The organism is Streptococcus oralis subsp. dentisani, from assembly GCF_002096615.1.
Taxonomy (GTDB): domain Bacteria; phylum Bacillota; class Bacilli; order Lactobacillales; family Streptococcaceae; genus Streptococcus; species Streptococcus oralis_U.
Genome location: NZ_NCUX01000024.1, coordinates 1 through 21,568, shown reverse-complemented (window position 1 = coordinate 21,568; position 21,568 = coordinate 1). Strand labels below are relative to the sequence as shown.

24 protein-coding genes and 1 pseudogene are annotated in these 21,568 nt (G+C 42.0%); 24 read left to right on the top strand and 1 reads right to left on the bottom strand.

The genetic code is table 11. From position 1 onward, the window contains the following. The first annotated feature begins 11 nt into the window (after positions 1 to 11). The 20 genes and pseudogenes from comGA (at position 12) to gap (ending at position 17,270) form a co-directional block, all read left to right on the top strand. Positions 12 to 953, top strand: a complete 942-nt coding sequence (gene comGA / locus B7708_RS00320) for a competence type IV pilus ATPase ComGA (RefSeq protein ID WP_084972910.1) — start codon at positions 12 to 14, stop codon at positions 951 to 953. Further along, positions 901 to 1,917, top strand: coding sequence for a competence type IV pilus assembly protein ComGB (gene comGB, locus B7708_RS00315; RefSeq protein ID WP_084972909.1), 1,017 nt, complete (start codon positions 901 to 903; stop codon positions 1,915 to 1,917). Before comGA ends, comGB begins: the two co-directional genes overlap by 53 nt. A gap of 1 nt (position 1,918) precedes the next feature. Next, on the top strand, positions 1,919 to 2,242 hold the full coding sequence (gene comGC, locus B7708_RS00310; RefSeq protein ID WP_084972907.1) for a competence type IV pilus major pilin ComGC: 324 nt from the start codon (positions 1,919 to 1,921) through the stop codon (positions 2,240 to 2,242). After that, positions 2,205 to 2,639: a competence type IV pilus minor pilin ComGD gene (gene comGD, locus B7708_RS00305; protein WP_084972905.1), complete on the top strand. Its 435-nt coding sequence runs from the start codon at positions 2,205 to 2,207 to the stop codon at positions 2,637 to 2,639. The genes comGC and comGD overlap by 38 nt, the downstream gene beginning before the upstream one ends. Further along, positions 2,602 to 2,904 (top strand): competence type IV pilus minor pilin ComGE, encoded by a 303-nt coding sequence (comGE, locus tag B7708_RS00300; protein ID WP_084972903.1) that lies wholly within the window; start codon positions 2,602 to 2,604, stop codon positions 2,902 to 2,904. Before comGD ends, comGE begins: the two co-directional genes overlap by 38 nt. Continuing rightward, positions 2,867 to 3,328, top strand: a complete 462-nt coding sequence (comGF, locus tag B7708_RS00295) for a competence type IV pilus minor pilin ComGF (RefSeq protein WP_084972901.1) — start codon at positions 2,867 to 2,869, stop codon at positions 3,326 to 3,328. The genes comGE and comGF overlap by 38 nt, the downstream gene beginning before the upstream one ends. Next, positions 3,306 to 3,718 (top strand): annotated as a pseudogene (comGG, locus tag B7708_RS00290) (competence type IV pilus minor pilin ComGG). The gene comGF and the pseudogene comGG overlap by 23 nt, the downstream one beginning before the upstream one ends. A 32-nt stretch (positions 3,719 to 3,750) precedes the next feature. Beyond that, positions 3,751 to 4,341, top strand: coding sequence for a class I SAM-dependent methyltransferase (locus B7708_RS00285; protein WP_084972899.1), 591 nt, complete (start codon positions 3,751 to 3,753; stop codon positions 4,339 to 4,341). A gap of 58 nt (positions 4,342 to 4,399) precedes the next feature. Then, a complete protein-coding gene (locus tag B7708_RS00280) occupies positions 4,400 to 5,353 on the top strand; it encodes a class I SAM-dependent methyltransferase (RefSeq protein WP_084972896.1) in 954 nt (317 codons plus the stop codon). Positions 5,354 to 5,402: 49 nt separating this feature from the next. After that, the gene (locus B7708_RS00275) at positions 5,403 to 6,593 is read left to right on the top strand and encodes an acetate kinase (protein WP_084972894.1); all 1,191 of its coding nucleotides are present in this window, start codon (positions 5,403 to 5,405) and stop codon (positions 6,591 to 6,593) included. 159 nt (positions 6,594 to 6,752) lie between these two features. Next, entirely contained in the window at positions 6,753 to 7,124 is a 372-nt protein-coding gene (gene rnpA / locus B7708_RS00270; protein WP_084972893.1) for a ribonuclease P protein component, read from the top strand. Beyond that, a complete protein-coding gene (locus B7708_RS00265) occupies positions 7,099 to 7,911 on the top strand; it encodes a YidC/Oxa1 family membrane protein insertase (RefSeq protein WP_000728094.1) in 813 nt (270 codons plus the stop codon). Before rnpA ends, B7708_RS00265 begins: the two co-directional genes overlap by 26 nt. A gap of 17 nt (positions 7,912 to 7,928) precedes the next feature. Beyond that, on the top strand, positions 7,929 to 8,918 hold the full coding sequence (jag, locus tag B7708_RS00260; protein WP_084972891.1) for an RNA-binding cell elongation regulator Jag/EloR: 990 nt from the start codon (positions 7,929 to 7,931) through the stop codon (positions 8,916 to 8,918). Between the two features lie 51 nt (positions 8,919 to 8,969). After that, positions 8,970 to 9,593, top strand: coding sequence for a ribonuclease P (locus tag B7708_RS00255; protein ID WP_084972889.1), 624 nt, complete (start codon positions 8,970 to 8,972; stop codon positions 9,591 to 9,593). A gap of 118 nt (positions 9,594 to 9,711) precedes the next feature. Next, positions 9,712 to 11,688 carry a transketolase gene (tkt, locus tag B7708_RS00250; RefSeq protein WP_084972887.1) on the top strand — a complete coding sequence of 659 codons (1,977 nt, stop codon included), beginning with the start codon at positions 9,712 to 9,714 and terminating at the stop codon, positions 11,686 to 11,688. A 117-nt stretch (positions 11,689 to 11,805) separates the two neighbouring features. Continuing rightward, positions 11,806 to 12,126 carry a preprotein translocase subunit YajC gene (gene yajC / locus B7708_RS00245; protein WP_084972885.1) on the top strand — a complete coding sequence of 107 codons (321 nt, stop codon included), beginning with the start codon at positions 11,806 to 11,808 and terminating at the stop codon, positions 12,124 to 12,126. 47 nt (positions 12,127 to 12,173) lie between these two features. After that, positions 12,174 to 12,617: a low molecular weight protein-tyrosine-phosphatase gene (locus B7708_RS00240; protein ID WP_084972883.1), complete on the top strand. Its 444-nt coding sequence runs from the start codon at positions 12,174 to 12,176 to the stop codon at positions 12,615 to 12,617. Further along, positions 12,604 to 13,014, top strand: coding sequence for an MORN repeat-containing protein (locus tag B7708_RS00235; RefSeq protein WP_084972881.1), 411 nt, complete (start codon positions 12,604 to 12,606; stop codon positions 13,012 to 13,014). Before B7708_RS00240 ends, B7708_RS00235 begins: the two co-directional genes overlap by 14 nt. Before the next feature lie 300 nt (positions 13,015 to 13,314). Continuing rightward, positions 13,315 to 15,966, top strand: coding sequence for a bifunctional acetaldehyde-CoA/alcohol dehydrogenase (gene adhE, locus B7708_RS00230; RefSeq protein ID WP_084972880.1), 2,652 nt, complete (start codon positions 13,315 to 13,317; stop codon positions 15,964 to 15,966). A 293-nt stretch (positions 15,967 to 16,259) separates the two neighbouring features. Next, positions 16,260 to 17,270 carry a type I glyceraldehyde-3-phosphate dehydrogenase gene (gap, locus tag B7708_RS00225; RefSeq protein WP_000260677.1) on the top strand — a complete coding sequence of 337 codons (1,011 nt, stop codon included), beginning with the start codon at positions 16,260 to 16,262 and terminating at the stop codon, positions 17,268 to 17,270. Positions 17,271 to 17,335: 65 nt separating this feature from the next. Here gap and B7708_RS00220 read toward each other — a convergent pair whose 3' ends face one another. Further along, on the bottom strand, positions 17,336 to 18,211 hold the full coding sequence (locus B7708_RS00220) for an RluA family pseudouridine synthase (RefSeq protein WP_142358244.1): 876 nt from the start codon (positions 18,209 to 18,211) through the stop codon (positions 17,336 to 17,338). Between the two features lie 86 nt (positions 18,212 to 18,297). Here B7708_RS00220 and pbp2a point away from each other — a divergent pair, with 86 nt between their 5' ends. Genes pbp2a through nusG form a run of 4 tightly spaced genes read left to right on the top strand, consistent with a single transcriptional unit; the run spans position 18,298 to position 21,477 of the window. Beyond that, positions 18,298 to 20,493 carry a penicillin-binding protein PBP2A gene (gene pbp2a, locus B7708_RS00215; protein ID WP_084972878.1) on the top strand — a complete coding sequence of 732 codons (2,196 nt, stop codon included), beginning with the start codon at positions 18,298 to 18,300 and terminating at the stop codon, positions 20,491 to 20,493. 52 nt (positions 20,494 to 20,545) lie between these two features. Continuing rightward, positions 20,546 to 20,698 (top strand): 50S ribosomal protein L33, encoded by a 153-nt coding sequence (gene rpmG / locus B7708_RS00210; RefSeq protein WP_001809375.1) that lies wholly within the window; start codon positions 20,546 to 20,548, stop codon positions 20,696 to 20,698. Between the two features lie 9 nt (positions 20,699 to 20,707). Continuing rightward, the gene (secE, locus tag B7708_RS00205) at positions 20,708 to 20,884 is read left to right on the top strand and encodes a preprotein translocase subunit SecE (protein WP_000505776.1); all 177 of its coding nucleotides are present in this window, start codon (positions 20,708 to 20,710) and stop codon (positions 20,882 to 20,884) included. 56 nt (positions 20,885 to 20,940) lie between these two features. After that, the gene (gene nusG, locus B7708_RS00200; protein WP_000376732.1) at positions 20,941 to 21,477 is read left to right on the top strand and encodes a transcription termination/antitermination protein NusG; all 537 of its coding nucleotides are present in this window, start codon (positions 20,941 to 20,943) and stop codon (positions 21,475 to 21,477) included. Positions 21,478 to 21,568: the final 91 nt, after the last annotated feature.

Sequence of the window (21,568 nt, the reverse complement as noted above, 5' to 3'; positions counted from 1 at the left end):
AGGAGGGCGGTATGGTACAAGAAATTGCACAGAAAATTATTGCTACTGCGAAAGAAAAGAAGGCTCAGGATATCTATTTTATTCCCAAGGAAAAATCCTATGAGCTTCACATGCGGGTTGGAGACGAACGGTGTCTAGTTGACTCCTATGAGTTTGATGTTTTAGCTGCTGTGATTAGTCATTTTAAGTTTGTAGCGGGTATGAATGTAGGGGAGAAGAGACGTAGTCAGCTGGGCTCTTGCGACTATCAGCATGGGGAGAAGGTGTCTTCTCTGCGTTTGTCTACCGTAGGAGATTATCGGGGACATGAGAGTTTGGTTATTCGTTTGTTGCACGATGAGGAGCAGGAACTGCATTTCTGGTTTCAGGATATGAACGAACTGGGTGAGCAGTACCGGCAACGGGGCCTCTACCTTTTTGCGGGTCCGGTCGGCAGTGGCAAGACGACTCTGATGCACGAATTAGCTAAGTCTCTGTTTAAGGGGCAGCAAGTTATGTCTATCGAAGACCCAGTAGAAATCAAGCAGGAAGACATGCTCCAGTTACAGTTGAATGAGGCGATTGGCTTGACCTATGAAAATCTCATCAAACTGTCTCTCCGGCATCGTCCTGACCTCTTGATTATTGGTGAAATTCGGGATAGCGAGACGGCACGTGCAGTGGTCAGAGCCAGTTTGACAGGGGCGACGGTCTTTTCAACCATTCATGCCAAGAGTATCCGAGGTGTTTATGAACGCCTTCTGGAGTTGGGTGTGACGGAGGAGGAATTAGCAGTTGTCCTGCAAGGCGTCTGCTACCAGAGATTAATCGGGGGAGGAGGAATCGTTGACTTTGCAAACCAAGACTATCAGGAACACCAGCCAACTAGCTGGAATGCGCAGATTGACCAGCTTCTTAAAGATGGACATATCACAAGTCTTCAGGCTGAAACGGAAAAAATTAGCTACAGCTAAGCAAAAGAAAATCATCACCTTGTTTAATAATCTCTTCTCCAGTGGTTTTCATTTGGTGGAAATTATTTCTTTCTTGGGGAGAAGTGCCTTGCTGGAAAAGGACTATGTGGCCCAGATGCACCAAGGCTTGTCCCAGGGGAAATCCTTTTCAGAGATGATGGACAGCTTGGGTTTTTCAAGTGCTATTGTGACCCAATTATCCCTAGCTGAAGTTCACGGGAATCTTCACCTGAGTTTGGGAAAGATAGAAGAGTATCTAGACAATCTGGCCAAGGTCAAGAAAAAGTTAATCGAAGTGGCGACCTATCCTTTGATTTTGCTGGGATTTCTCCTGCTAATCATGATGGGGTTGAGAAACTATTTGCTCCCCCAACTGGACAGTAGCAATATCGCCACTCAAATCATCGGTAATCTGCCACAAATTTTTCTGGGACTAGTGTTGGTTTGCTCTCTGTCTTTACTTTTAGCCCTCACTTTCTACAAAAGAAGTTCTAAGATGCGGGTCTTCTCGATGTTGGCACGGATTCCCTTTCTGGGAATCTTTGTCCAGACCTATCTGACAGCTTATTACGCGCGTGAATGGGGCAATATGATTTCGCAGGGAATGGAGCTGATGCAGATTTTTCAGATCATGCAGGAACAAGGTTCTCAGCTTTTTAAAGAAATCGGTCAAGATCTAGCTCAAGCCCTGCAAAATGGCCGCGAATTTTCTCAAACCATAGCAACCTATCCTTTCTTTAAAAAGGAGTTGAGTCTCATCATCGAGTATGGGGAAGTTAAGTCCAAGCTGGGGAGTGAGTTGGAAATCTATGCTGAGAAAACTTGGGAAGCCTTTTTTACCCGAGTCAACCGCACCATGAATTTGGTGCAGCCACTGGTCTTTATCTTTGTGGCCCTGATTATCGTTTTACTTTATGCGGCAATGCTTATGCCCATGTATCAAAATATGGAGGTAAATTTTTAAAATGAAAAAACTCATGACAAATTTGAAAAAAGCCAAGGCGAAAGCTTTCACTCTGGTAGAGATGTTGGTGGTCCTTTTAATCATCAGTGTTCTTCTCTTGCTCTTTGTGCCTAATTTGACCAAGCAAAAGGATGCCGTAGATGACAAAGGAAAAGCTGCTGTTGTCAAGGTGGTAGAAAGCCAGGCAGAACTCTATAGTTTGGACAAGAATGAAGATGCGAGTCTAAGTAAATTACAGGCAGACGGCCGTATCACAGCTGAGCAAGTCAAAGCTTATAAAGACTATCATGCAAAACAAAAAACAAGTCAAACTGTTGCGGATTAAGGCCTTTACCATGCTGGAAAGTCTCTTGGTTTTGGGACTTGTGAGTATCCTTGCCTTGGGCTTGTCTGGTTCTGTCCAGTCCACTTTTGCGGCGGTAGAGGAGCAGATTTTCTTTATGGAGTTTGAAGAACTCTATCGGGAAACCCAAAAACGCAGTGTAGCCAGTCAGCAAAAGACCAGCTTAAACTTAGATGGGCAGACAATCAACAATGGTAGTCAGAAGTTGACTGTTCCCAAAGGGATTCAGGCACCATCTGGACAAACGATTCATTTTGACCGAGCTGGGGGCAATAGATCTCTGGCTAAGGTTGAATTTCAGACCAGAAAAGGAGCAATCAGCTATCGATTATATTTAGGAAATGGAAAAATTAAACGCATTAAGGAAACTAAAAATTAGGGCAGTGATTTTACTGGAAGCAGTAGTTGCTCTAGCCGTTTTTGCCAGCATTGCGACCCTTCTTTTGGGACAAATTCAGAAAAATAGACAAGAAGAGGCAGAAATCTTGCAAAAAGAGGAAGTCTTGCGTGTGGCTAAGATGGCTCTGCAAACAGGTCAAAATCAGGTAAAGGTAAATGGAGTTGAGATCCAGGTGTTTGCTAGTGAAAAAGGATTGGAGGTCTACCATGGTTCAGAGAAGTTGCTCGACCTTAAAGAGCAGTAAGGTTAAGGCGTTCACTCTTCTAGAATCTCTGATTGCCCTTATCGTCATCAGTGGAAGCTTGCTCCTCTTTCAAGCCATGAGTCAGCTCCTCATTTCAGAAGTTCGTTACCAGCAACAAAGCGAGCAAAAGGAGTGGCTCTTGTTTGTGGATCAGCTGGAGGCGGAGTTAGAGCGTTCGCAGTTTGAAAAGGTGGAAGGCAATCGCATCTACATGAAACAGGATGGTAAGGATATCGCTATGGGTAAGTCTAAATCGGATGATTTTCGGAAGACCGATAGCAGTGGCCGGGGCTATCAGCCTATGGTTTATGGATTGAAATCAGCACAAATCACAGAGGAAAATCACTTGGTTCGCTTTCGTTTTCAATTTCAAAAAGGCTTAGAAAGGGAGTTCATATATCGTGTGGAAAAAGCAAAAAGTTAAGGCAGGCGTTCTCCTATATGCAGTCACCATGGCAGCCATTTTTAGCCTTTTGTTGCAGTTTTATTTGAACCGGCAAGTCGCCCATCACAAAGACTTTGCCTTAAATAAAGAAAAGTTGGTCGCTTTTGCCATGGCCAAGCGAAGTAAAGATAAGGTTGAGCAAGAAAGTGGGGAACGAGTCTTCAACTTGGGAAAAGTCACGTATCATAATACGAAAACAGGTTTTACAACAAGTGTTCGTATGAATAAGGGCAACTATGAATTTCTCTTTCCTCCGATGAAAAACCAAGAAAAGAAAACAGCTAAAAAGGAAGAGGTAGCGACTGATTCAAGCCAAGAACCAAATCAGAAAAAACAGAAAATAAGGCAGATAAGAAAGACAATTCCTAGTCAATTCAACTACTTTGTGTTAAACTAAAAGCATGAAACATGATTTTAATCACAAAGCAGAAACCTTTGATTCGCCCAAAAACATCTTTCTTGCAAACTTGGTTTGTCAAGCAGTTGAAAAACAGATTGATCTTTTATCAGACAAGGAAATATTGGATTTCGGTGGTGGGACAGGTCTATTAGCCTTGCCCCTAGCCAAGCAGGTCAAGTCGGTTACCCTTGTAGACATCTCGGAGAAAATGCTGGAGCAGGCCCGTTTGAAAGTTGATCAGCAAGAAATCAAGAGTCTTAAGCTCTTGGAACAGGATTTACTGACAAATCCCTTAGACCAGCAATTTGACATGGTTGTTGTCAGTCGAGTTCTTCATCATATGCCTGATCTAGATGCGACTCTTGCCATGTTCCACCATCACCTTAGGGAGAAGGGACAAGTCCTCATTGCTGATTTTGTCAAGACAGACACCAACCACCACGGATTTGAATTGGCTGAACTGGAAATCAAGCTTGCTCAATTTGGTTTTTCGAGCATTGGCAGTCAGATTCTTTACAGTGCTGAGGATCTTTTCCTAGGAAATCACGCAGAGCTCTTTTTAACAGTAGCCCAAAAATCACTTGCTGACTAAAGCAGTGATTTTTTCTCTTCAGATGGAAAAAATAGGGGAATTTTGATAAGATAGGAATATGGATTTTGAAAAAATTGAACAAGCTTATACGTATTTACTAGAGAATGTCCAAGTCATCCAAGGTGATTTAGCGACCAACTTTTATGACGCCTTGGTAGAGCAAAACAGCATCTATTTGGATGGCGAAACTGAGCTAGAGCAGGTCAAGGAGAATAATCAAGCCCTTAAGCGCTTAGCACTTCGCAAGGAAGAGTGGCTCAAGACCTACCAGTTTCTCTTGATGAAGGCAAGACAAACTGAGCCTTTACAGGCCAATCACCAGTTTACGCCGGATGCCATTGCCCTCCTCTTGGTACTTATTGTGGAAGAGTTGCTTGATCAAGAGGAAATTAGCATCCTCGAAATGGGTTCTGGTATGGGAATTCTGGGTGCTACCTTCTTGACTTCTCTTGCTAAAAAAGTGGATTACTTGGGAGTCGAAGTGGATGATTTGCTGATTGATCTGGCGGCTAGTATGGCAGATGTAATCGGTTTGCAGGCTGGATTTGTTCAAGGCGATGCCGTTCGTCCGCAAATGCTTAAAGAAAGCGATGTGGTCATTAGCGATTTGCCTGTTGGCTATTATCCAGACGATGCCGTTGCATCTCGTTATCAAGTGGCTTCTAGCCAAGAACATACCTATGCCCACCATTTGCTGATGGAGCAAGGTCTCAAGTACCTTAAGTCAGATGGCTATGCTATTTTTCTAGCTCCGAGTGATTTATTGACCAGCCCTCAAAGTGATTTGTTAAAAGGTTGGATCAAAGATGAAGTGAGTCTTGCTGCCATCATCACTCTGCCAGAGGATATTTTCTCAACGGCCAGTCAGGCTAAGAGTATTTTCGTTTTACAGAAGAAAACTGAACAGGAACTGCAACCTTTTGTGTATCCGCTAGAAAGTTTGCAAGATCCAGCTGCACTAATGAAATTCAAAGAAAATTTTCAAAAATGGAGCAAAGGTACTGAAATATAAGGTAATTTTTGTTATAATAGTTGAAAACGCTTAAAAGAGGTATCATCTTATGACTAAAACAATTGCAATCAATGCAGGGAGCTCAAGCTTGAAATGGCAACTTTATCAAATGCCAGAAGAAATAGTATTGGCCAAAGGCTTGATCGAACGCATTGGCTTGAAGGATTCGATCTCAACTGTAAAATTCGACGGCCGTTCTGAAAAACAAATTCTTGATATTGACGATCACACACAAGCTGTTAAGATTTTATTAGATGATCTGATTCGTTTTGACATCATCAGAGGTTATGATGAAATAACTGGTGTTGGGCACCGTGTTGTAGCTGGTGGAGAATATTTCAAAGAGTCTACTGTCGTTGAGGGAGATGTTTTAGAAAAGGTTGAAGAATTGGGACTTTTGGCACCTCTCCACAACCCAGCCAACGCAGCAGGAATTCGCGCATTTAAGGAATTGCTTCCAGATATTACCAGCGTTGTTGTTTTTGATACTTCATTCCACACAACCATGCCGGAAAAAGCCTATCGTTATCCTCTTCCGAATAAATACTATACTGAAAATAAGGTTCGTAAGTATGGAGCCCACGGGACAAGTCATCAGTTTGTAGCAGGAGAAGCAGCTAAAATTTTAGGTCGCCCCCTAGAAGAGTTGAAATTGATTACCTGCCATATTGGTAATGGTGGTTCTATTACAGCTGTCAAAGGCGGTCAGTCTGTTGATACATCCATGGGCTTCACTCCACTTGGTGGTATTATGATGGGGACTCGTACAGGTGATATTGATCCGGCTATCATCCCCTATTTAATGCAACATACAGATGACTTTAATACACCAGAGGATATCAGTCGAATCCTAAATCGTGAGTCAGGACTTTTGGGTGTGTCTGAAAGATCAAGTGATATGCGTGATATTCACGAAGCTATGCGTGCAGGTGATGAGAAAGCGCAGCTGGCAAATGAGATTTTTGTAGATCGTATCCAAAAGTATATTGGTCAGTATTTGGCAGTTTTGAACGGTGCAGATGCCATTATCTTTACAGCTGGAATTGGAGAAAATTCTGTAACGATTCGTGAGATGGTCATTGAAGGCATTTCTTGGTTTGGCTGTGATGTGGATCCTGAAAAGAATGTCTTTGGAGCAACAGGTGATATATCAACAGAAGCTGCTAAAGTTCGTGTCTTGGTTATCCCAACTGATGAAGAATTGGTTATCGCTCGTGACGTTGAACGCTTGAAAAAGTAAGATGAACTGAATAAAATTACAAGGTAAGATACAATAAAAAGGAGTTGGGAGATAAAATTTCCCAACTTTTTGTTGTTAAAACAGTCTAAAACCTTGTCATTATTGGCTTTTTTGAAATTTATGGTATAATAGTAGTAATTTAATAGATGGAGTTGAGTTTTGAAGAAAAGCTTTCGTGTAAAAAGAGAGAATGATTTTAAGGCTATTTTCACGGATGGAACAAGTTTTGCCAATCGCAAATTTGTTGTCTACCAATTGGAAAATCAGAAAAGTCATTTTCGAGTAGGGCTGTCCGTCAGTAAGAAATTAGGGAATGCAGTCATTAGAAATCAAATTAAAAGACGGATTCGACACATTTTGCTAAGTGTAAGGGAGCAGTTAGCTGATAACGTTGATTTTGTCGTAATTGCTCGAAAAGGGGTTGAAGGCTTGGATTATGCAGAAATGGAGAAAAATCTACTCCACGTATTAAAGTTATCAAAGATTTACCGGGAAGGAATTAGGAGTGAAAAAGAAACTACAGTTGATTAGTTTGCTGGGCTTGTCCTTATTTGTTATGACAGCCTGTGGGACAAGCGATGTTGCAGCAGATTCTACAGATATATGGAGTAAATTTGTCTATTTTTTTGCTGAAATCATTCGCTTCTTGTCCTTTGACATTAGTATCGGAGTGGGGATTATCCTCTTTACGATCCTGATTCGTACGATTTTATTACCAGTCTTTCAGACTCAAATGGTGGCCTCTAGAAAAATGCAAGAGGCTCAACCACGCATCAAGGCTTTGCAAGAACAATATCCAGGTCGTGATATGGAAAGTAGAACCAAGCTGGATCAGGAGATGCGGAAAGTCTATAAAGAATTAGGGGTCAAACACTCTTCTTCTCTCTGGCCGATTTTGATTCAAATGCCGGTTCTCTTGGCTCTCTTTCAAGCCTTGACTCGAGTAGACTTTTTGAAAACAGGGCATTTTTTGTGGGTGAACCTTGGGGGAGTGGACACAAGCTTTATCCTTCCGATTTTGGCAGCAGTCTTTACCTTCTTAAGTAGTTGGTTATCGAATAAGGCTTTACCTGAAAGAAGTGGAGCTATGACAGGGATGATGTACGGAATGCCTGTACTGATCTTTATCTTTGCCATCTCTTCACCTAGTGGTGTAGCCTTGTACTGGGCAGTATCCAATGCTTATCAAGTTTTGCAAACTTACTTCTTAAATAATCCTTTTAAGATTATTGCAGCGCGTGAGGCGGAAGTACAAGCTAAAAAAGATTTGGAAAATAGAAAAAGAAAAGCCAAGAAAAAGGCTCAGAAAACAAAATAATAAGGAGGAATCTGATAATGGTATTATTTACAGGTTCAACTGTTGAAGAAGCAATCCAGAAAGGATTGAAAGAGTTAGGTATTCCGAGAATGAAGACTCATATCAAGGTCGTGTCAAAGGAAAAGAAAGGTTTTTTAGGCTTATTTGGGAAAAAACCAGCTCAAGTTGATATTGAGGCGATTAGTGAGACAACTGTGATTAAGGCCAATCAACAAGCCGTAAAAGGTGTTCCGAAAGAAATCAATGAACAAAACGAACCTGTTAAGACAGTAACAGAGGCGACAGTTGATCTTGGTCACGTTGTTGAGGCGATTAAAAAAATCGAAGAGGAAGGTCAGGGGGTTTCTGACGAAGTCAAGGCCGAAATCTTGAAAAATGAAAAACATGCTAGCACGATCTTAGAAGAAACAGGTCACATCGCGATTTTAAATGAATTGCAGACAGGAGATGCTGGAGTGGAAGACCCAGCAGAGTGTGAAGGATTTGTATCTATGTCAGAATCGGTAGAAAGCCAGTCTTTGGAAGATCTGGGTTTGAAGGTGGAGCCGAGTTATGACATCGAACAAGTAGCAGCTGAAGTGGCTAACTATGTTCAAACCATTGTGGACGATATGGATGTTGAAGGTACAATTTCAAGCGACTACAATCGTCGCACGATTAATCTTCAAATCGATACCAATGAGCCTGGTCGCATTATTGGCTATCACGGCAAAGTATTGAAAGCACTTCAGCTTTTGGCGCAAAACTACCTCTACAATCGCTATTCAAGAACTTTCTACATCACGATCAACGTCAATGACTATGTGGAGCACCGTGCAGAAGTCTTGCAAACCTACGCTCAAAAATTGGCGACTCGTGTTCTAGAAGAAGGTCGAAGTCAACAAACAGATCCAATGTCAAATAGCGAACGCAAGATTATCCATCGCATTATTTCACGCATGGATGGCGTGACGAGTTACTCTGAGGGCGATGAGCCAAATCGCTATGTTGTTGTAGATACAGAATAAACAAAATCAGGCTTGACCTGATTTTTTGTTAGAAAAAAGGAGAAGAGACAGATGATGGAAACCATCAAAAACTACCTATCTTACGTGGGAATCCAGTACCGTAATCCAGATAAGGCTGGAGATGAGCGAGAGAAGATGCTGGAATTGCGCCACAAAGGCCAGGAGGCTCGTAAGGCTTTTACGAACTTAGCCAAGGCCTTCCAAGAAAAGCATCCAGAATGGCAACTTCAACAGACCAGTCAGTGGATGAATCAAGCGCAGCGTTTGCGACCCCATTTCTGGGCCTATCTACAGAGAGAGGGGGAGGTAACAGAACCCATGTTGGCGCTCCGTTTGTATGGGGAACCCTCAAATTTTGGGATTTCCTTAGAAGTTAGTTTCATCGAGCGAAAGAAAGATGAGCAGACGCTGAGCAAACAAGCCAAGATTTTAGATATTCCACCAGTAGAAGGTGTTTATTACTTAGTCTACTCAAATGGAGAAAGTCATAAGATGGAGACTACTGAGGAGAATCGTCGTACTTTACGCGAGAAGGTGCAATGTCAGGAAATCCGTAAAGTTTTGGTAAAGTCGGATGTTTCTTTTATTGAAAATCAGTCAGTAGAAGCGATATTGGAGAAGCTAGAAGACGCTTATACTCGCTTGCTCCCGTATTATGAAGTGACGAGGGGATAGACAAATCAAATGTGTTAGATGAACGCAAATTGTTTTATTGCTATTCTATGCATTTTTTCATATAATAGAAAAATAGGATGTGTGATTCATTAATCATCTCAAAGAGAAAGGAAATTCTATGTCAAATCTATCTGTTAATGCAATTCGTTTTCTAGGTATTGACGCCATCAACAAAGCAAACTCAGGTCACCCAGGGGTGGTTATGGGGGCTGCTCCAATGGCCTATAGCCTCTTTACAAAGCAACTTCGTATCAATCCAGCTCAACCAAACTGGATCAACCGCGACCGCTTTATTCTTTCAGCAGGACACGGCTCTATGCTTCTTTATGCCCTTCTTCACCTTTCTGGTTTTGAAGATGTTAGCATGGATGAAGTCAAGAACTTCCGCCAATGGGGTTCCAAAACACCAGGTCACCCAGAATTTGGGCATACTGCAGGGGTTGACGCTACGACAGGTCCTCTAGGGCAAGGGATTTCAACTGCTACTGGTTTTGCCCAAGCAGAACGTTTCCTTGCAGCGAAGTATAACCGTGAAGGCTTCAATATCTTTGACCACTATACTTATGTGATCTGTGGAGACGGAGACTTGATGGAAGGTGTCTCAAGTGAGGCAGCTTCATACGCAGGTTTGCAAAAACTTGACAAGTTGGTTGTTCTGTATGATTCAAATGACATTAACTTGGATGGTGAGACAAAGGATTCCTTTACAGAAAGTGTTCGTGATCGTTACAATGCCTACGGTTGGCATACTGCCTTGGTTGAAGATGGAACAGACTTGGAAGCAATTCATGCGGCTATCGAAGCTGCTAAAGCTTCAGGTAAACCATCTTTGATTGAAGTGAAGACTGTTATTGGATACGGTTCTCCAAACAAACAAGGAACCAATGCAGTACACGGTGCTCCTCTTGGAGCAGATGAAACTGCAGCAACTCGCCAAGCGCTCGGTTGGGACTATGAACCATTTGAAATTCCAGAGCAAGTTTATGCTGATTTCAAGGAAAATGTTGCAGACCGTGGTGCATCAGCTTATCAAGCTTGGACAAAACTAGTTGCTGATTATAAAGAAACTTATCCCGAACTTGCAGCAGAAGTCGAAGCCATCATAGACGGCCGTGACCCAGTTGAAGTGACTCCAGCAGACTTCCCAGCCTTAGAAAATGGATTTTCTCAAGCAACTCGTAATTCGAGCCAGGATGCCTTGAACGTTGTAGCTGCTAAGTTGCCAACCTTCCTAGGCGGTTCAGCTGACCTAGCTCACTCAAACATGACTTACATCAAAACAGATGGACTTCAAGACGATGCCAATCGCTTGAATCGAAACATTCAGTTTGGTGTTCGTGAATTTGCAATGGGAACGATCTTGAACGGGATGGCTCTTCACGGTGGACTTCGTGTATACGGTGGTACTTTCTTCGTCTTCTCTGACTATGTGAAAGCAGCTGTCCGCTTGTCAGCCTTACAAGGACTTCCTGTGACTTATGTCTTCACCCATGACTCTATTGCGGTTGGTGAAGATGGTCCAACTCACGAACCAGTTGAACACTTAGCAGGTCTTCGTGCTATGCCAAATCTCAATGTTTTCCGCCCAGCAGATGCGCGTGAAACGCAAGCGGCTTGGTACCTTGCAGTGACAAGTGAGAAAGCACCAACTGCCCTTGTCTTGACACGTCAAAACTTGACTGTCGAAGAAGGAACAGACTTTGATAAGGTTGCAAAAGGTGCCTATGTTGTCTATGAAAACGCAGCAGACTTTGATACCATCTTGATCGCAACAGGTTCAGAAGTTAACCTAGCAGTAGCAGCAGCTAAAGAATTAGCTAGTCAAGGCGCAAAAGTCCGCGTAGTCAGCATGCCATCTACAGATGTCTTTGACTCACAAGACGCAGCTTACAAGGAAGAAATTCTTCCAAATGCAGTTCGTCGTCGTGTTGCAGTCGAAATGGGAGCAACTCAAAACTGGTACAAATATGTTGGTCTTGATGGTGCAGTGCTAGGTATTGATACCTTTGGAGCATCTGCCCCAGCACCAAAAGTATTGGCAGAGTACGGATTTACTGTTGAAAATCTAGTCAAAGTAGTTCAAAACTTGAAATAATCGCAGAAATCAGAGTGAAAACTCTGATTTTTTTATTGCCATAAAACAAGGCACAACCTTGTAAAAGTAGTTGAAATTTGATATAGTAGTCCTATGTAAAATACAAAGGAGAAAACAATGGATCCAAATATTACTTTCTTAATCATGCTTGTAGGGATGATGGCCTTGATGTTCTTTATGCAACGCTCTCAAAAGAAACAAGCTCAAAAGCGTATGGAAAGCTTGAACAAGCTTCAAAAAGGCTATGAAGTCATTACAATCGGCGGACTTTACGGAACAGTGGATGAAGTAGATACTGAGAAGAAAACAATCGTACTGGATGTAGATGGCGTTTATTTGACTTTCGAATTGACTGCAATCAAGACAGTGTTGCCACTCAAAGAGGCTGTGACACCAGAAGGAGCAGTTATTGACGAAAGCGGAGCAATTGAAGAATAAAACGGGATCTATCACTCCCGTTTTTCTATGAGATGAGAGGAAAAGGGATGAAAAAAATAGTATTTGTTTGCCTAGGAAATATTTGCCGCAGCCCCATGGCAGAGTTTGTGATGAAATCCATAACGAGTGATTATCAAGTTGAGAGTCGTGCAACATCATCATGGGAACATGGCAATCCGATTCATAAGGGAACGCAAGGGATTTTCCAGCAGTATCAGATCCCGTATGATAAAGACAAAACATCGCTTCAGATTGGCAGAGAAGACTTTGAGTCGTTTGATTACATTATCGGTATGGATGCCTCAAACGTTTCAGATCTGCGTCAAATGTGTCCTCAGGAACTACAGCACAAAATCTACTCTTTTGCATCTGAAAGTGTCCCAGATCCTTGGTATACAGGAGATTTTGAGGAAACCTATGCGCGTATCACAAATGGCTGCCAAAGCTGGCTAGATCGTTTAGAAAATGAGAGTGACAATGGAAAAGCTTAAAGAAATCTTCGAAAAATATCGAGTTTATCTAACTCGCCCACGTGTAGAGATTGCAACAGTCCTTCTAATCGCTATCTGTGCCATCTCGGTTTTTCTACTAAACACACCAAAAAAGGGCGTCCTGACACTTGATAGTGGTGCGCTTGTTTATGATGGTACCTTGGTACGAGGGAAAATGAATGGTCAAGGAACCATGACCTTTGAAAATGGGGACCAATACACAGGTGAGTTCAACAATGGGGCCTTCAATGGTAAAGGAACCTTCCAGTCCAAATCTGGCTGGAAATATGAAGGTGATTTTGTAAATGGCCAGGCTGAAGGTCAAGGGAAGTTGACTACAGAGCAAGATGTTGTCTATGAAGGCAGCTTTAAACAAGGTGTCTTTCAACAAAAATAATAGCCTCCTAATCAGGGGGCTATTGTCAAAAACGAAAAAGAAAACGCTTTCTAGAAGTGGAGTCGATGTCTGATTATCAACGAGAAAAAACTTTGTGAAATAAAAAAATTTTTTATCACAATTTCACAATCATCCAAGCAAAACTCTATTGTGTAGCCATATTGAGAAAAAATTCACAATCTCATAAAATTTCTTTGTGAAATGCTTATGAAACGGTTTACAAAGTCTTGGAAAAGAGTTATAATGAAATTGTGAAAAAATTAACAAAGGATTAAATCCTTGAAGGCTATGGAGGATAATATGGCTGATAAAAAAACAGTAACACCAGAGGAAAAACAACTTGCTGCTGAAAAGCATGTCGACGGGTTAGTGAAAAAAGCCTTGGTTGCGCTTGATGAAATGCGCAAGTTGAACCAAGAACAAGTTGACTATATCGTGGCGAAAGCTTCAGTTGCAGCACTTGACGCGCACGGTATCCTTGCACAACATGCAGTTGAAGAAACTGGTCGTGGAGTATTTGAAGATAAGGCTACAAAAAACCTTTTTGCCTGTGAACACGTTGTCAATAACATGCGTGGTGTTAAAACTGTCGGTGTCATTGAAGATGACCCTGTTACTGGCTTGACTAAAATTGCAGAGCCTGTCGGAGTAGTCTGTGGTGTCACTCCAACAACGAACCCAACATCAACAGCTATTTTCAAATCATTGATTGCTTTGAAAACACGTAATCCAATCGTTTTCGCCTTCCACCCATCAGCTCAAGAATCTTCTGCTCACGCAGCACAAATCGTTCGTGATGCAGCTATCGCGGCTGGAGCACCTGAAAACTGTGTTCAATGGATTACAGAACCATCTATGGAAGCAACTGGAGCGCTTATGAACCACGAAGGTGTTGCGACTATCCTTGCAACTGGTGGTAATGCCATGGTTAAGGCGGCTTACTCATGTGGGAAACCAGCTCTTGGGGTAGGTGCCGGAAACGTTCCTGCTTATGTAGAAAAATCTGCCGACCTCCGTCAAGCTGCTCACGACATCGTTATGTCTAAATCATTTGATAATGGTATGGTCTGTGCATCAGAACAAGCTGTTATCATTGATAAAGAAGTGTATGACGAATTTGTAGAAGAATTCAAATCATACCACACTTACTTTGTAAACAAAAAAGAAAAAGCCCTTCTTGAAGAATTCTGTTTCGGTGTGAAAGCTAACAGCAAAAACTGCGCAGGTGCTAAACTAAATGCAAACATCGTTGGTAAACCAGCTGCATGGATTGCAGAACAAGCAGGATTCAGCGTTCCAGAAGGAACAAACATCTTGGCTGCAGAATGTGCGGAAGTTGGACCAAAAGAACCATTGACTCGTGAAAAATTGTCACCAGTCATCGCTGTCCTAAAAGCTGAAGATACAGAAGACGGTCTTACAAAAGCACGTCAAATGGTTGAGTTTAACGGACTTGGTCACTCAGCAGCTATCCATACAAAAGACGAAGCTCTTGCTAAACGCTTTGGTACAGAAATCAAAGCAATGCGTATTATCTGGAACTCTCCATCTACTTTCGGTGGTATCGGTGACGTATACAATGCCTTCATTCCATCATTGACACTTGGATGTGGTTCATATGGACACAACTCAGTCGGTGATAATGTGAGTGCGATCAACCTTCTAAACATCAAGAAAGTAGGGAAACGTAGAAATAATATGCAGTGGTTTAAAGTTCCTTCAAAAATTTACTTCGAACGCAATTCTATCCAATACCTTCAAACATGTGAAGATATTGAACGCGTTATGATTGTTACAGACAAATCGATCGAAAAACTTGGCTTTGTTCAACGTGTTATTGATCAATTGAACGCACGTAGCAATCGTGTAACTATCCAAGTATTCTCAGATGTTGAACCAGATCCAGACATCACAACTGTAGAACGTGGTGCTGAAGTGATGAAAGCATTTGAACCAGATACAATCATCGCTCTTGGTGGTGGTTCTCCAATGGACGCGGCCAAAGTAATGTGGCTCTTCTACGAACAACCACAAATCGACTTCCGTGACTTGGTTCAAAAATTCATGGACATCCGTAAACGTGCCTTCCGCTTCCCATCACTTGGTAAGAAAGCGAAATACATCGGTATTCCAACAACTTCAGGTACAGGTTCAGAAGTGACACCATTTGCCGTTATCTCTGATAAGAAAAACAACCGTAAGTACCCATTGGCTGACTACTCATTGACACCAACTATTGCCATTGTTGACCCTGCTTTGGTTGAATCCGTTCCAGACTTCATCGCTGCAGATACAGGTATGGACGTCTTGACTCACGCGACTGAAGCCTACACTTCAAACTTTGCTAACGACTACACAGACGGTATCGCCCTTCAAACAATCAAACTTGTCTTTGAATGGTTGGAAAAATCTGTTAAGACAGCTGACCCAGAAGCACGTGAAAAAATGCATAATGCATCTACAATGGCTGGTATGGCCTTCGCCAATGCCTTCCTTGGTATGAGCCACTCAATGGCCCACAAGATCGGTGGAGTTCACCATACTGTTCACGGACGTACAAACGCAATCTTGCTTCCATACGTCATCCGTTACAACGGTACTCGTCCATCTAAGACAACTACATGGCCTAAGTACAACTACTGGAAAGCCGATGAGAAATTCCAAGACATCGCGAAAATGCTTGGCTTGCCTCACTCAACTCCAGAAGAAGCAGTTGAAGCTTATGCCAAAGCAGTTTACGATCTTGGTGAAGCAGTTGGAATCACAATGAACTTCAAAGGTTTCGGAATCGATGAAAAAGTTTGGAAAGACAGCTTGCATGAAATCGCCTTGCTTGCTTATGAAGACCAATGTTCACCTGCAAATCCACGCTTGCCAATGGTAGCTGACATGGAAGAAATCATGGCAGATGCTTACTATGGTTATGCAGAACGTCCAGGACGTCGTAAATAATCGTTTATCAGCCTAGAGGCAGGAGTTATCCTGCCTCTTTTCATAGTCCTATTTCTGAAGTTAGAGTTGAACTATGAGAAGATTATGCGGATAGGATAGAAGATCCTAGAAATAAAAGCTTAGGTGAATGAAGGGGATTGGAAAGTAGAAAAGCAAGAGAGAAAAACAACGCCCGTACTTGCAATTCTACTTAAATAGTTATATAATAATAATGTTGAAAGGTGATTTGTAGTGATTCAAGTTACTCTTTTCACAATAAAATTTTCAGGATTTTCATAAGGAGGAAATCACTAATGGTAGTTAAAGTTGGTATTAACGGTTTCGGACGTATCGGTCGTCTTGCTTTCCGCCGTATCCAAAACGTAGAAGGTGTTGAAGTTACTCGCATCAACGACCTTACAGATCCAGTTATGCTTGCACACTTGTTGAAATACGACACAACTCAAGGTCGTTTCGACGGTACTGTAGAAGTCAAAGAAGGTGGATTTGAAGTTAACGGTAAATTCGTTAAAGTTTCTGCTGAACGTGATCCAGAACAAATCGACTGGGCTACTGACGGTGTAGAAATCGTTCTTGAAGCAACTGGTTTCTTTGCTAAGAAAGCAGCGGCTGAAAAACACTTGCACGCTGGCGGAGCTAAAAAAGTTGTTATCACTGCTCCTGGTGGAAACGACGTTAAAACAGTTGTATTCAACACTAACCACGACGTTCTTGACGGTACTGAAACAGTTATCTCAGGTGCTTCATGTACTACAAACTGCTTGGCTCCAATGGCTAAAGCTCTTCAAGACAACTTCGGTGTTGTAGAAGGATTGATGACAACTATCCACGCTTACACTGGTGACCAAATGATCCTTGACGGACCACACCGTGGTGGTGACCTTCGTCGTGCTCGCGCTGGTGCAGCAAACATCGTTCCTAACTCAACTGGTGCTGCTAAAGCTATCGGTCTTGTAATCCCAGAATTGAACGGTAAATTGGACGGATCTGCACAACGCGTTCCAACTCCAACTGGATCAGTTACTGAATTGGTAGCAGTTCTTGAAAAGAACGTTACTGTTGATGAAGTAAACGCAGCTATGAAAGCAGCAGCTAACGAATCATACGGTTACACAGAAGATCCAATCGTATCTTCAGATATCGTAGGTATGTCTTACGGTTCATTGTTTGACGCAACTCAAACTAAAGTTCTTGACGTTGACGGTAAACAATTGGTTAAAGTTGTATCATGGTACGACAACGAAATGTCATACACTGCACAACTTGTTCGTACTCTTGAATACTTCGCAAAAATTGCTAAATAATTATTGAGTCGATAAAAGCAAGGCCTTCTGGTCTTGCTTTTTGTATAGAAAAATGGATGATAGTGTCATCCATTTTGTTTTAATTCTCTTTCAAAAGTATCGGAAAGGGCAGTGAAGCTCAACTTTTCTAAGGTGAGTGGGTGGGTAAAGGATAGTCGGAATGCATGGAGCATCAGCCGACTTGCTTTTGATCTAGAGTTATAGAGAGGATCGCCTAGGATAGGATGCTTGTGATAAGAGAGGTGAACACGAATCTGATGCGTTCGACCGGTCTTTAGTTTGCAACGAACCAGAGAAGTCTTGTTTGGAAATTGCTTTAATCGACTGATATGCGTTTCAGCCTGTTGCCCATTTTTAGAATCTACTACTCGTTTTCTGCGATCGTGTCGATCACGACCAATTTTATCTCGGAAGATAAGTTCTTTGCTCCCTACTCGTCCTTCTACGAGTGCCCAGTACTCACGAGCGATTTTCTTTTTCTCCAACAAGCGATTGAGGATAGGTAGGATAAAAGGATTTTTAGCAAAAAGCACTAAACCGCTTGTTTCCATATCCAGACGATGAACGACATAGCAAGTTTGGCCAACGTAGGCAGAGACATGGTTGAGAAGGGCGATTTCATCAGGTTGATTTCCGTGAGTTTTCATGCCTTCGGGCTTGTTGACAACAATGAGATGTTGATCTTGGTAAATCTCTTGAACGAGGTCTGGGTTACCCCAAAGGATTTCCTTTTTGGGATAGTCTTCCTCGTCAAAAGTCAACTGGCAAATATCTCTTGGCTTGACCATCTCGTTCCAGTGAACTTGTTTATGATTGATTAAGATATTCTTCTTGGTTCTTAGAAAATGGCGAATCTTTCTAGGAATGAGGAGTTGTTCCTCTAGGAATTGTTTGACCGTCATTTGAGGCAAGGATTCGGGTAATGTAAATGTGAATTGCATACAGATATTGTAACAAAAAAAGCCCTATTTGGATAGGGAGTAGCTAAATTCTTGAGTTCCTATGGTGAAGATGATAAAATAAACGCATGAAATTAGATAAATTATTTGAGAAGTTTCTTTCTCTCTTTAAAAAAGAAACGAATGAATCAGCGGACTCTGATTCGACTAGCATGCGTCGTTCACGGAGCGATAGAAAAAAATTGTCCCAAGTAGGCCCAATTCGAAAATTTTGGCGTCGTTACCATCTGACAAAGATCGCCATCATTTTAGGGTTAAGTGCAGGTTTGCTAGTTGGGACCTACCTATTTGCAATAGCCAAGTCGACCAATGTCAATGATTTGCAAAATGCCTTGAAAACGCGAACTCTGATTTTTGACCGTGAAGAAAAAGAGGCAGGAGCCCTATCAGGTCAAAAGGGAACCTATGTTGAACTGACAGATATCAGTAAAGACTTGCAAAATGCTGTAGTCGCGACGGAGGACCGTTCCTTCTATAAAAATGATGGGATTAACTACGGTCGTTTCTTTCTAGCCATCCTTACAGCAGGTCGTTCTGGAGGGGGTTCTACCATCACTCAACAGTTGGCGAAAAATGCCTATCTTTCCCAGGACCAGACCGTTGAACGGAAGGCTAAGGAGTTTTTCCTTGCCTTAGAGTTGACCAAGAAATACAGCAAGGAGCAAATCCTTACGATGTACCTCAATAACGCCTACTTTGGAAATGGGGTATGGGGTGTTGAAGATGCAAGTAAGAAATATTTCGGTGTACCGGCTTCACAACTAACGCTTGATCAGGCGGCCACTCTAGCCGGGATGCTCAAGGGACCAGAATTGTATAATCCATTAAATTCTGTTGAGACTTCGACCAACCGCAGGGATACTGTTTTGCAAAATATGGTTGCAGCGGGTTATATTGATAAAAATCAAGAGACCGAAGCGGCTGGAGTAGATATGGCTTCTCAACTGCAAGATAAGTATGAAGGCAAGGTTTCGGATTATCGTTACCCGTCCTATTTTGATGCAGTTGTCAACGAAGCGGTTTCCAAGTACAATCTCACAGAAGAAGAGATTGTCAACAACGGCTATCGAATCTATACGGAACTTGACCAAAACTATCAAGCAAACATGCAGGTTATTTATGAAAACACTTCGCTATTTCCAACAGCAGAAGACGGAACGCATGCCGAATCAGGTAGTGTCGCTCTAGAACCCAAGACTGGTGGAGTGCGTGGAGTTGTTGGTCGTGTAGCTGGTGATGACAAACTAGGCTTTCGCAATTTCAACTATGCCACTCAGTCTAAGCGTAGCCCAGGCTCAACCATTAAACCTTTAGTCGTTTATACACCTGCAGTAGAAGCAGGATGGGCCTTGAACAAGCAACTGGATAATCATACGATGCAGTACAACAGTTATCAAGTAGACAACTATGCAGGTATTAAGACATCTCCAGAAGTACCTATGTATCAGGCTTTGGCGGAATCACTCAACCTACCAGCTGTTGCGACAGTAAATGAATTAGGTATTGACAAAGCTTTTGACGCTGGGGAGAGATTTGGTTTGAATATGGAAAAAGTTGACCGTGTTCTCGGAGTTGCCCTAGGTGGAGGAGTAGAGACGAATCCTCTTCAGATGGCACAAGCCTATGCAGCCTTTGCTAATGAAGGACTGATGCCTGAGGCGCATTTCATCACTCGTATCGAAAATGCCAGTGGTCAGGTCATTAAGAGTCATAAAAATTCCCAAAAACGAGTGATTGATAAGTCTGTAGCTGATAAAATGACCAGCATGATGCTAGGAACATTTACCAATGGTACAGGAATTAGTTCGTCGCCAACAGATTATGTCATGGCTGGTAAAACAGGTACGACTGAAGCTGTTTTCAACCCGGAATATACCAGTGACCAGTGGGTGATCGGTTATACTCCAGATGTTGTAATCAGCCATTGGCTCGGCTTCCCAACAACAGATGAGAATCATTATCTAGCAGGTTCGACCTCAAATGGAGCAGCCCATGTCTTTAGAAGTATGGCTAATACCATTTTGCCATACACTCCAGGTAGCACTTTTACAGTTGAGAATGCTTATAAGCAGAATGGCATTGCGCCAGAAAACATTAAAAGACAATCAAGAGATAGCGACAACACACAATCTGATGATCTTTTAACAGATATTCGTAGCCGAGCTCAAAATCTTGTAGACGAAGCGGGACGTGCGATTTCGGATGCAAAGATAAAAGAAAAAGCCCAGACAATCTGGGACTCTTTCGTCAATCTCTTTCGTTAAGAGGCTTGTCAAAGCCTAGGTTTCTTGTTATAATAGATAAGATGGAGGCGTTATGGCACTAAAAAAAGCAAGCCTAGCTTGTGCAGTTTGCGGTTCAAGAAATTATTCAATCAAAATTAGTGGGAACCCCAAGCCAACACGACTAGAAGTAAATAAATTTTGTAAACATTGTGGGAAATATACGACACATAGAGAAACGAGATAGGAGAGAACGATGGGTTTTATTAAGGATATTTTTAAACTTCTTAAAGAAACAACATGGCCGACTCGCAAAGAAAGCTGGAGAGATTTTCGCTCTATTATGGAATACACAGCCTTCTTTGTGGTCATCATTTATATTTTTGACCAGTTGATTGTATCAGGTTTGATTCGATTTATTAACATTTTTTAGAAGAAAAGTGGAGAACTTCTGCTAGCTTTCTTCTATTATGTATGAAAGGAAATATTATGGATAGTTTTGACAAGGGATGGTTTGTTCTACAAACTTATTCTGGCTATGAAAATAAGGTTAAAGAAAATCTATTGCAACGTGCGCAAACATATAACATGTTGGATAATATTCTACGCGTTGAGATTCCAACACAAACCGTGCAAGTTGAGAAAAATGGAAAGAAAAAGGAAGTTGAAGAGAATCGCTTTCCAGGTTATGTCCTTGTAGAAATGGTCATGACAGATGAAGCATGGTTCGTCGTTCGAAACACACCTAACGTAACAGGATTCGTCGGTTCACACGGTAACAGATCAAAACCAACTCCGCTATTGGAACAAGAAATCCGTGATATTCTGGTTTCAATGGGACAAACCGTTCAAGAGTTTGATATTGATGTTGAAGTTGGGCAGACTGTCCGCATCATTGATGGTGCTTTTGCAGATTACACAGGTAAAATTACTGAAATTGATAACAACAAAGTGAAGATGATTATCTCTATGTTTGGTAATGATACGATTGCAGAAGTAAATCTCAACCAAATTGCAGAATTATAACCCCAGAGAGGCTTTGCCTCTCTTTTTATGTGCCGTTGAGAGAGGAAGAAGTATAGAATAGAGAAAATAGACCATGGGTTCGTGCATTTTG

What these genes read in the sequence shown, in the direction of transcription:
- comGA (WP_084972910.1), top strand. Translation starts at nt 12, where the DNA reads ATGGTACAAGAAATTGCACAGAAAATTATTGCTACTGCGAAAGAAAAG.
- comGB (WP_084972909.1), top strand. Translation starts at nt 901, where the DNA reads ATGGACATATCACAAGTCTTCAGGCTGAAACGGAAAAAATTAGCTACA.
- comGC (WP_084972907.1), top strand. Translation starts at nt 1,919, where the DNA reads ATGAAAAAACTCATGACAAATTTGAAAAAAGCCAAGGCGAAAGCTTTC.
- comGD (WP_084972905.1), top strand. Translation starts at nt 2,205, where the DNA reads ATGCAAAACAAAAAACAAGTCAAACTGTTGCGGATTAAGGCCTTTACC.
- comGE (WP_084972903.1), top strand. Translation starts at nt 2,602, where the DNA reads ATGGAAAAATTAAACGCATTAAGGAAACTAAAAATTAGGGCAGTGATT.
- comGF (WP_084972901.1), top strand. Translation starts at nt 2,867, where the DNA reads ATGGTTCAGAGAAGTTGCTCGACCTTAAAGAGCAGTAAGGTTAAGGCG.
- B7708_RS00285 (WP_084972899.1), top strand. Translation starts at nt 3,751, where the DNA reads ATGAAACATGATTTTAATCACAAAGCAGAAACCTTTGATTCGCCCAAA.
- B7708_RS00280 (WP_084972896.1), top strand. Translation starts at nt 4,400, where the DNA reads ATGGATTTTGAAAAAATTGAACAAGCTTATACGTATTTACTAGAGAAT.
- B7708_RS00275 (WP_084972894.1), top strand. Translation starts at nt 5,403, where the DNA reads ATGACTAAAACAATTGCAATCAATGCAGGGAGCTCAAGCTTGAAATGG.
- jag (WP_084972891.1), top strand. Translation starts at nt 7,929, where the DNA reads ATGGTATTATTTACAGGTTCAACTGTTGAAGAAGCAATCCAGAAAGGA.
- B7708_RS00255 (WP_084972889.1), top strand. Translation starts at nt 8,970, where the DNA reads ATGATGGAAACCATCAAAAACTACCTATCTTACGTGGGAATCCAGTAC.
- tkt (WP_084972887.1), top strand. Translation starts at nt 9,712, where the DNA reads ATGTCAAATCTATCTGTTAATGCAATTCGTTTTCTAGGTATTGACGCC.
- yajC (WP_084972885.1), top strand. Translation starts at nt 11,806, where the DNA reads ATGGATCCAAATATTACTTTCTTAATCATGCTTGTAGGGATGATGGCC.
- B7708_RS00240 (WP_084972883.1), top strand. Translation starts at nt 12,174, where the DNA reads ATGAAAAAAATAGTATTTGTTTGCCTAGGAAATATTTGCCGCAGCCCC.
- B7708_RS00235 (WP_084972881.1), top strand. Translation starts at nt 12,604, where the DNA reads ATGGAAAAGCTTAAAGAAATCTTCGAAAAATATCGAGTTTATCTAACT.
- adhE (WP_084972880.1), top strand. Translation starts at nt 13,315, where the DNA reads ATGGCTGATAAAAAAACAGTAACACCAGAGGAAAAACAACTTGCTGCT.
- gap (WP_000260677.1), top strand. Translation starts at nt 16,260, where the DNA reads ATGGTAGTTAAAGTTGGTATTAACGGTTTCGGACGTATCGGTCGTCTT.
- B7708_RS00220 (WP_142358244.1), bottom strand. Translation starts at nt 18,211, where the DNA reads ATGCAATTCACATTTACATTACCCGAATCCTTGCCTCAAATGACGGTC.
- pbp2a (WP_084972878.1), top strand. Translation starts at nt 18,298, where the DNA reads ATGAAATTAGATAAATTATTTGAGAAGTTTCTTTCTCTCTTTAAAAAA.
- rpmG (WP_001809375.1), top strand. Translation starts at nt 20,546, where the DNA reads ATGGCACTAAAAAAAGCAAGCCTAGCTTGTGCAGTTTGCGGTTCAAGA.
- secE (WP_000505776.1), top strand. Translation starts at nt 20,708, where the DNA reads ATGGGTTTTATTAAGGATATTTTTAAACTTCTTAAAGAAACAACATGG.
- nusG (WP_000376732.1), top strand. Translation starts at nt 20,941, where the DNA reads ATGGATAGTTTTGACAAGGGATGGTTTGTTCTACAAACTTATTCTGGC.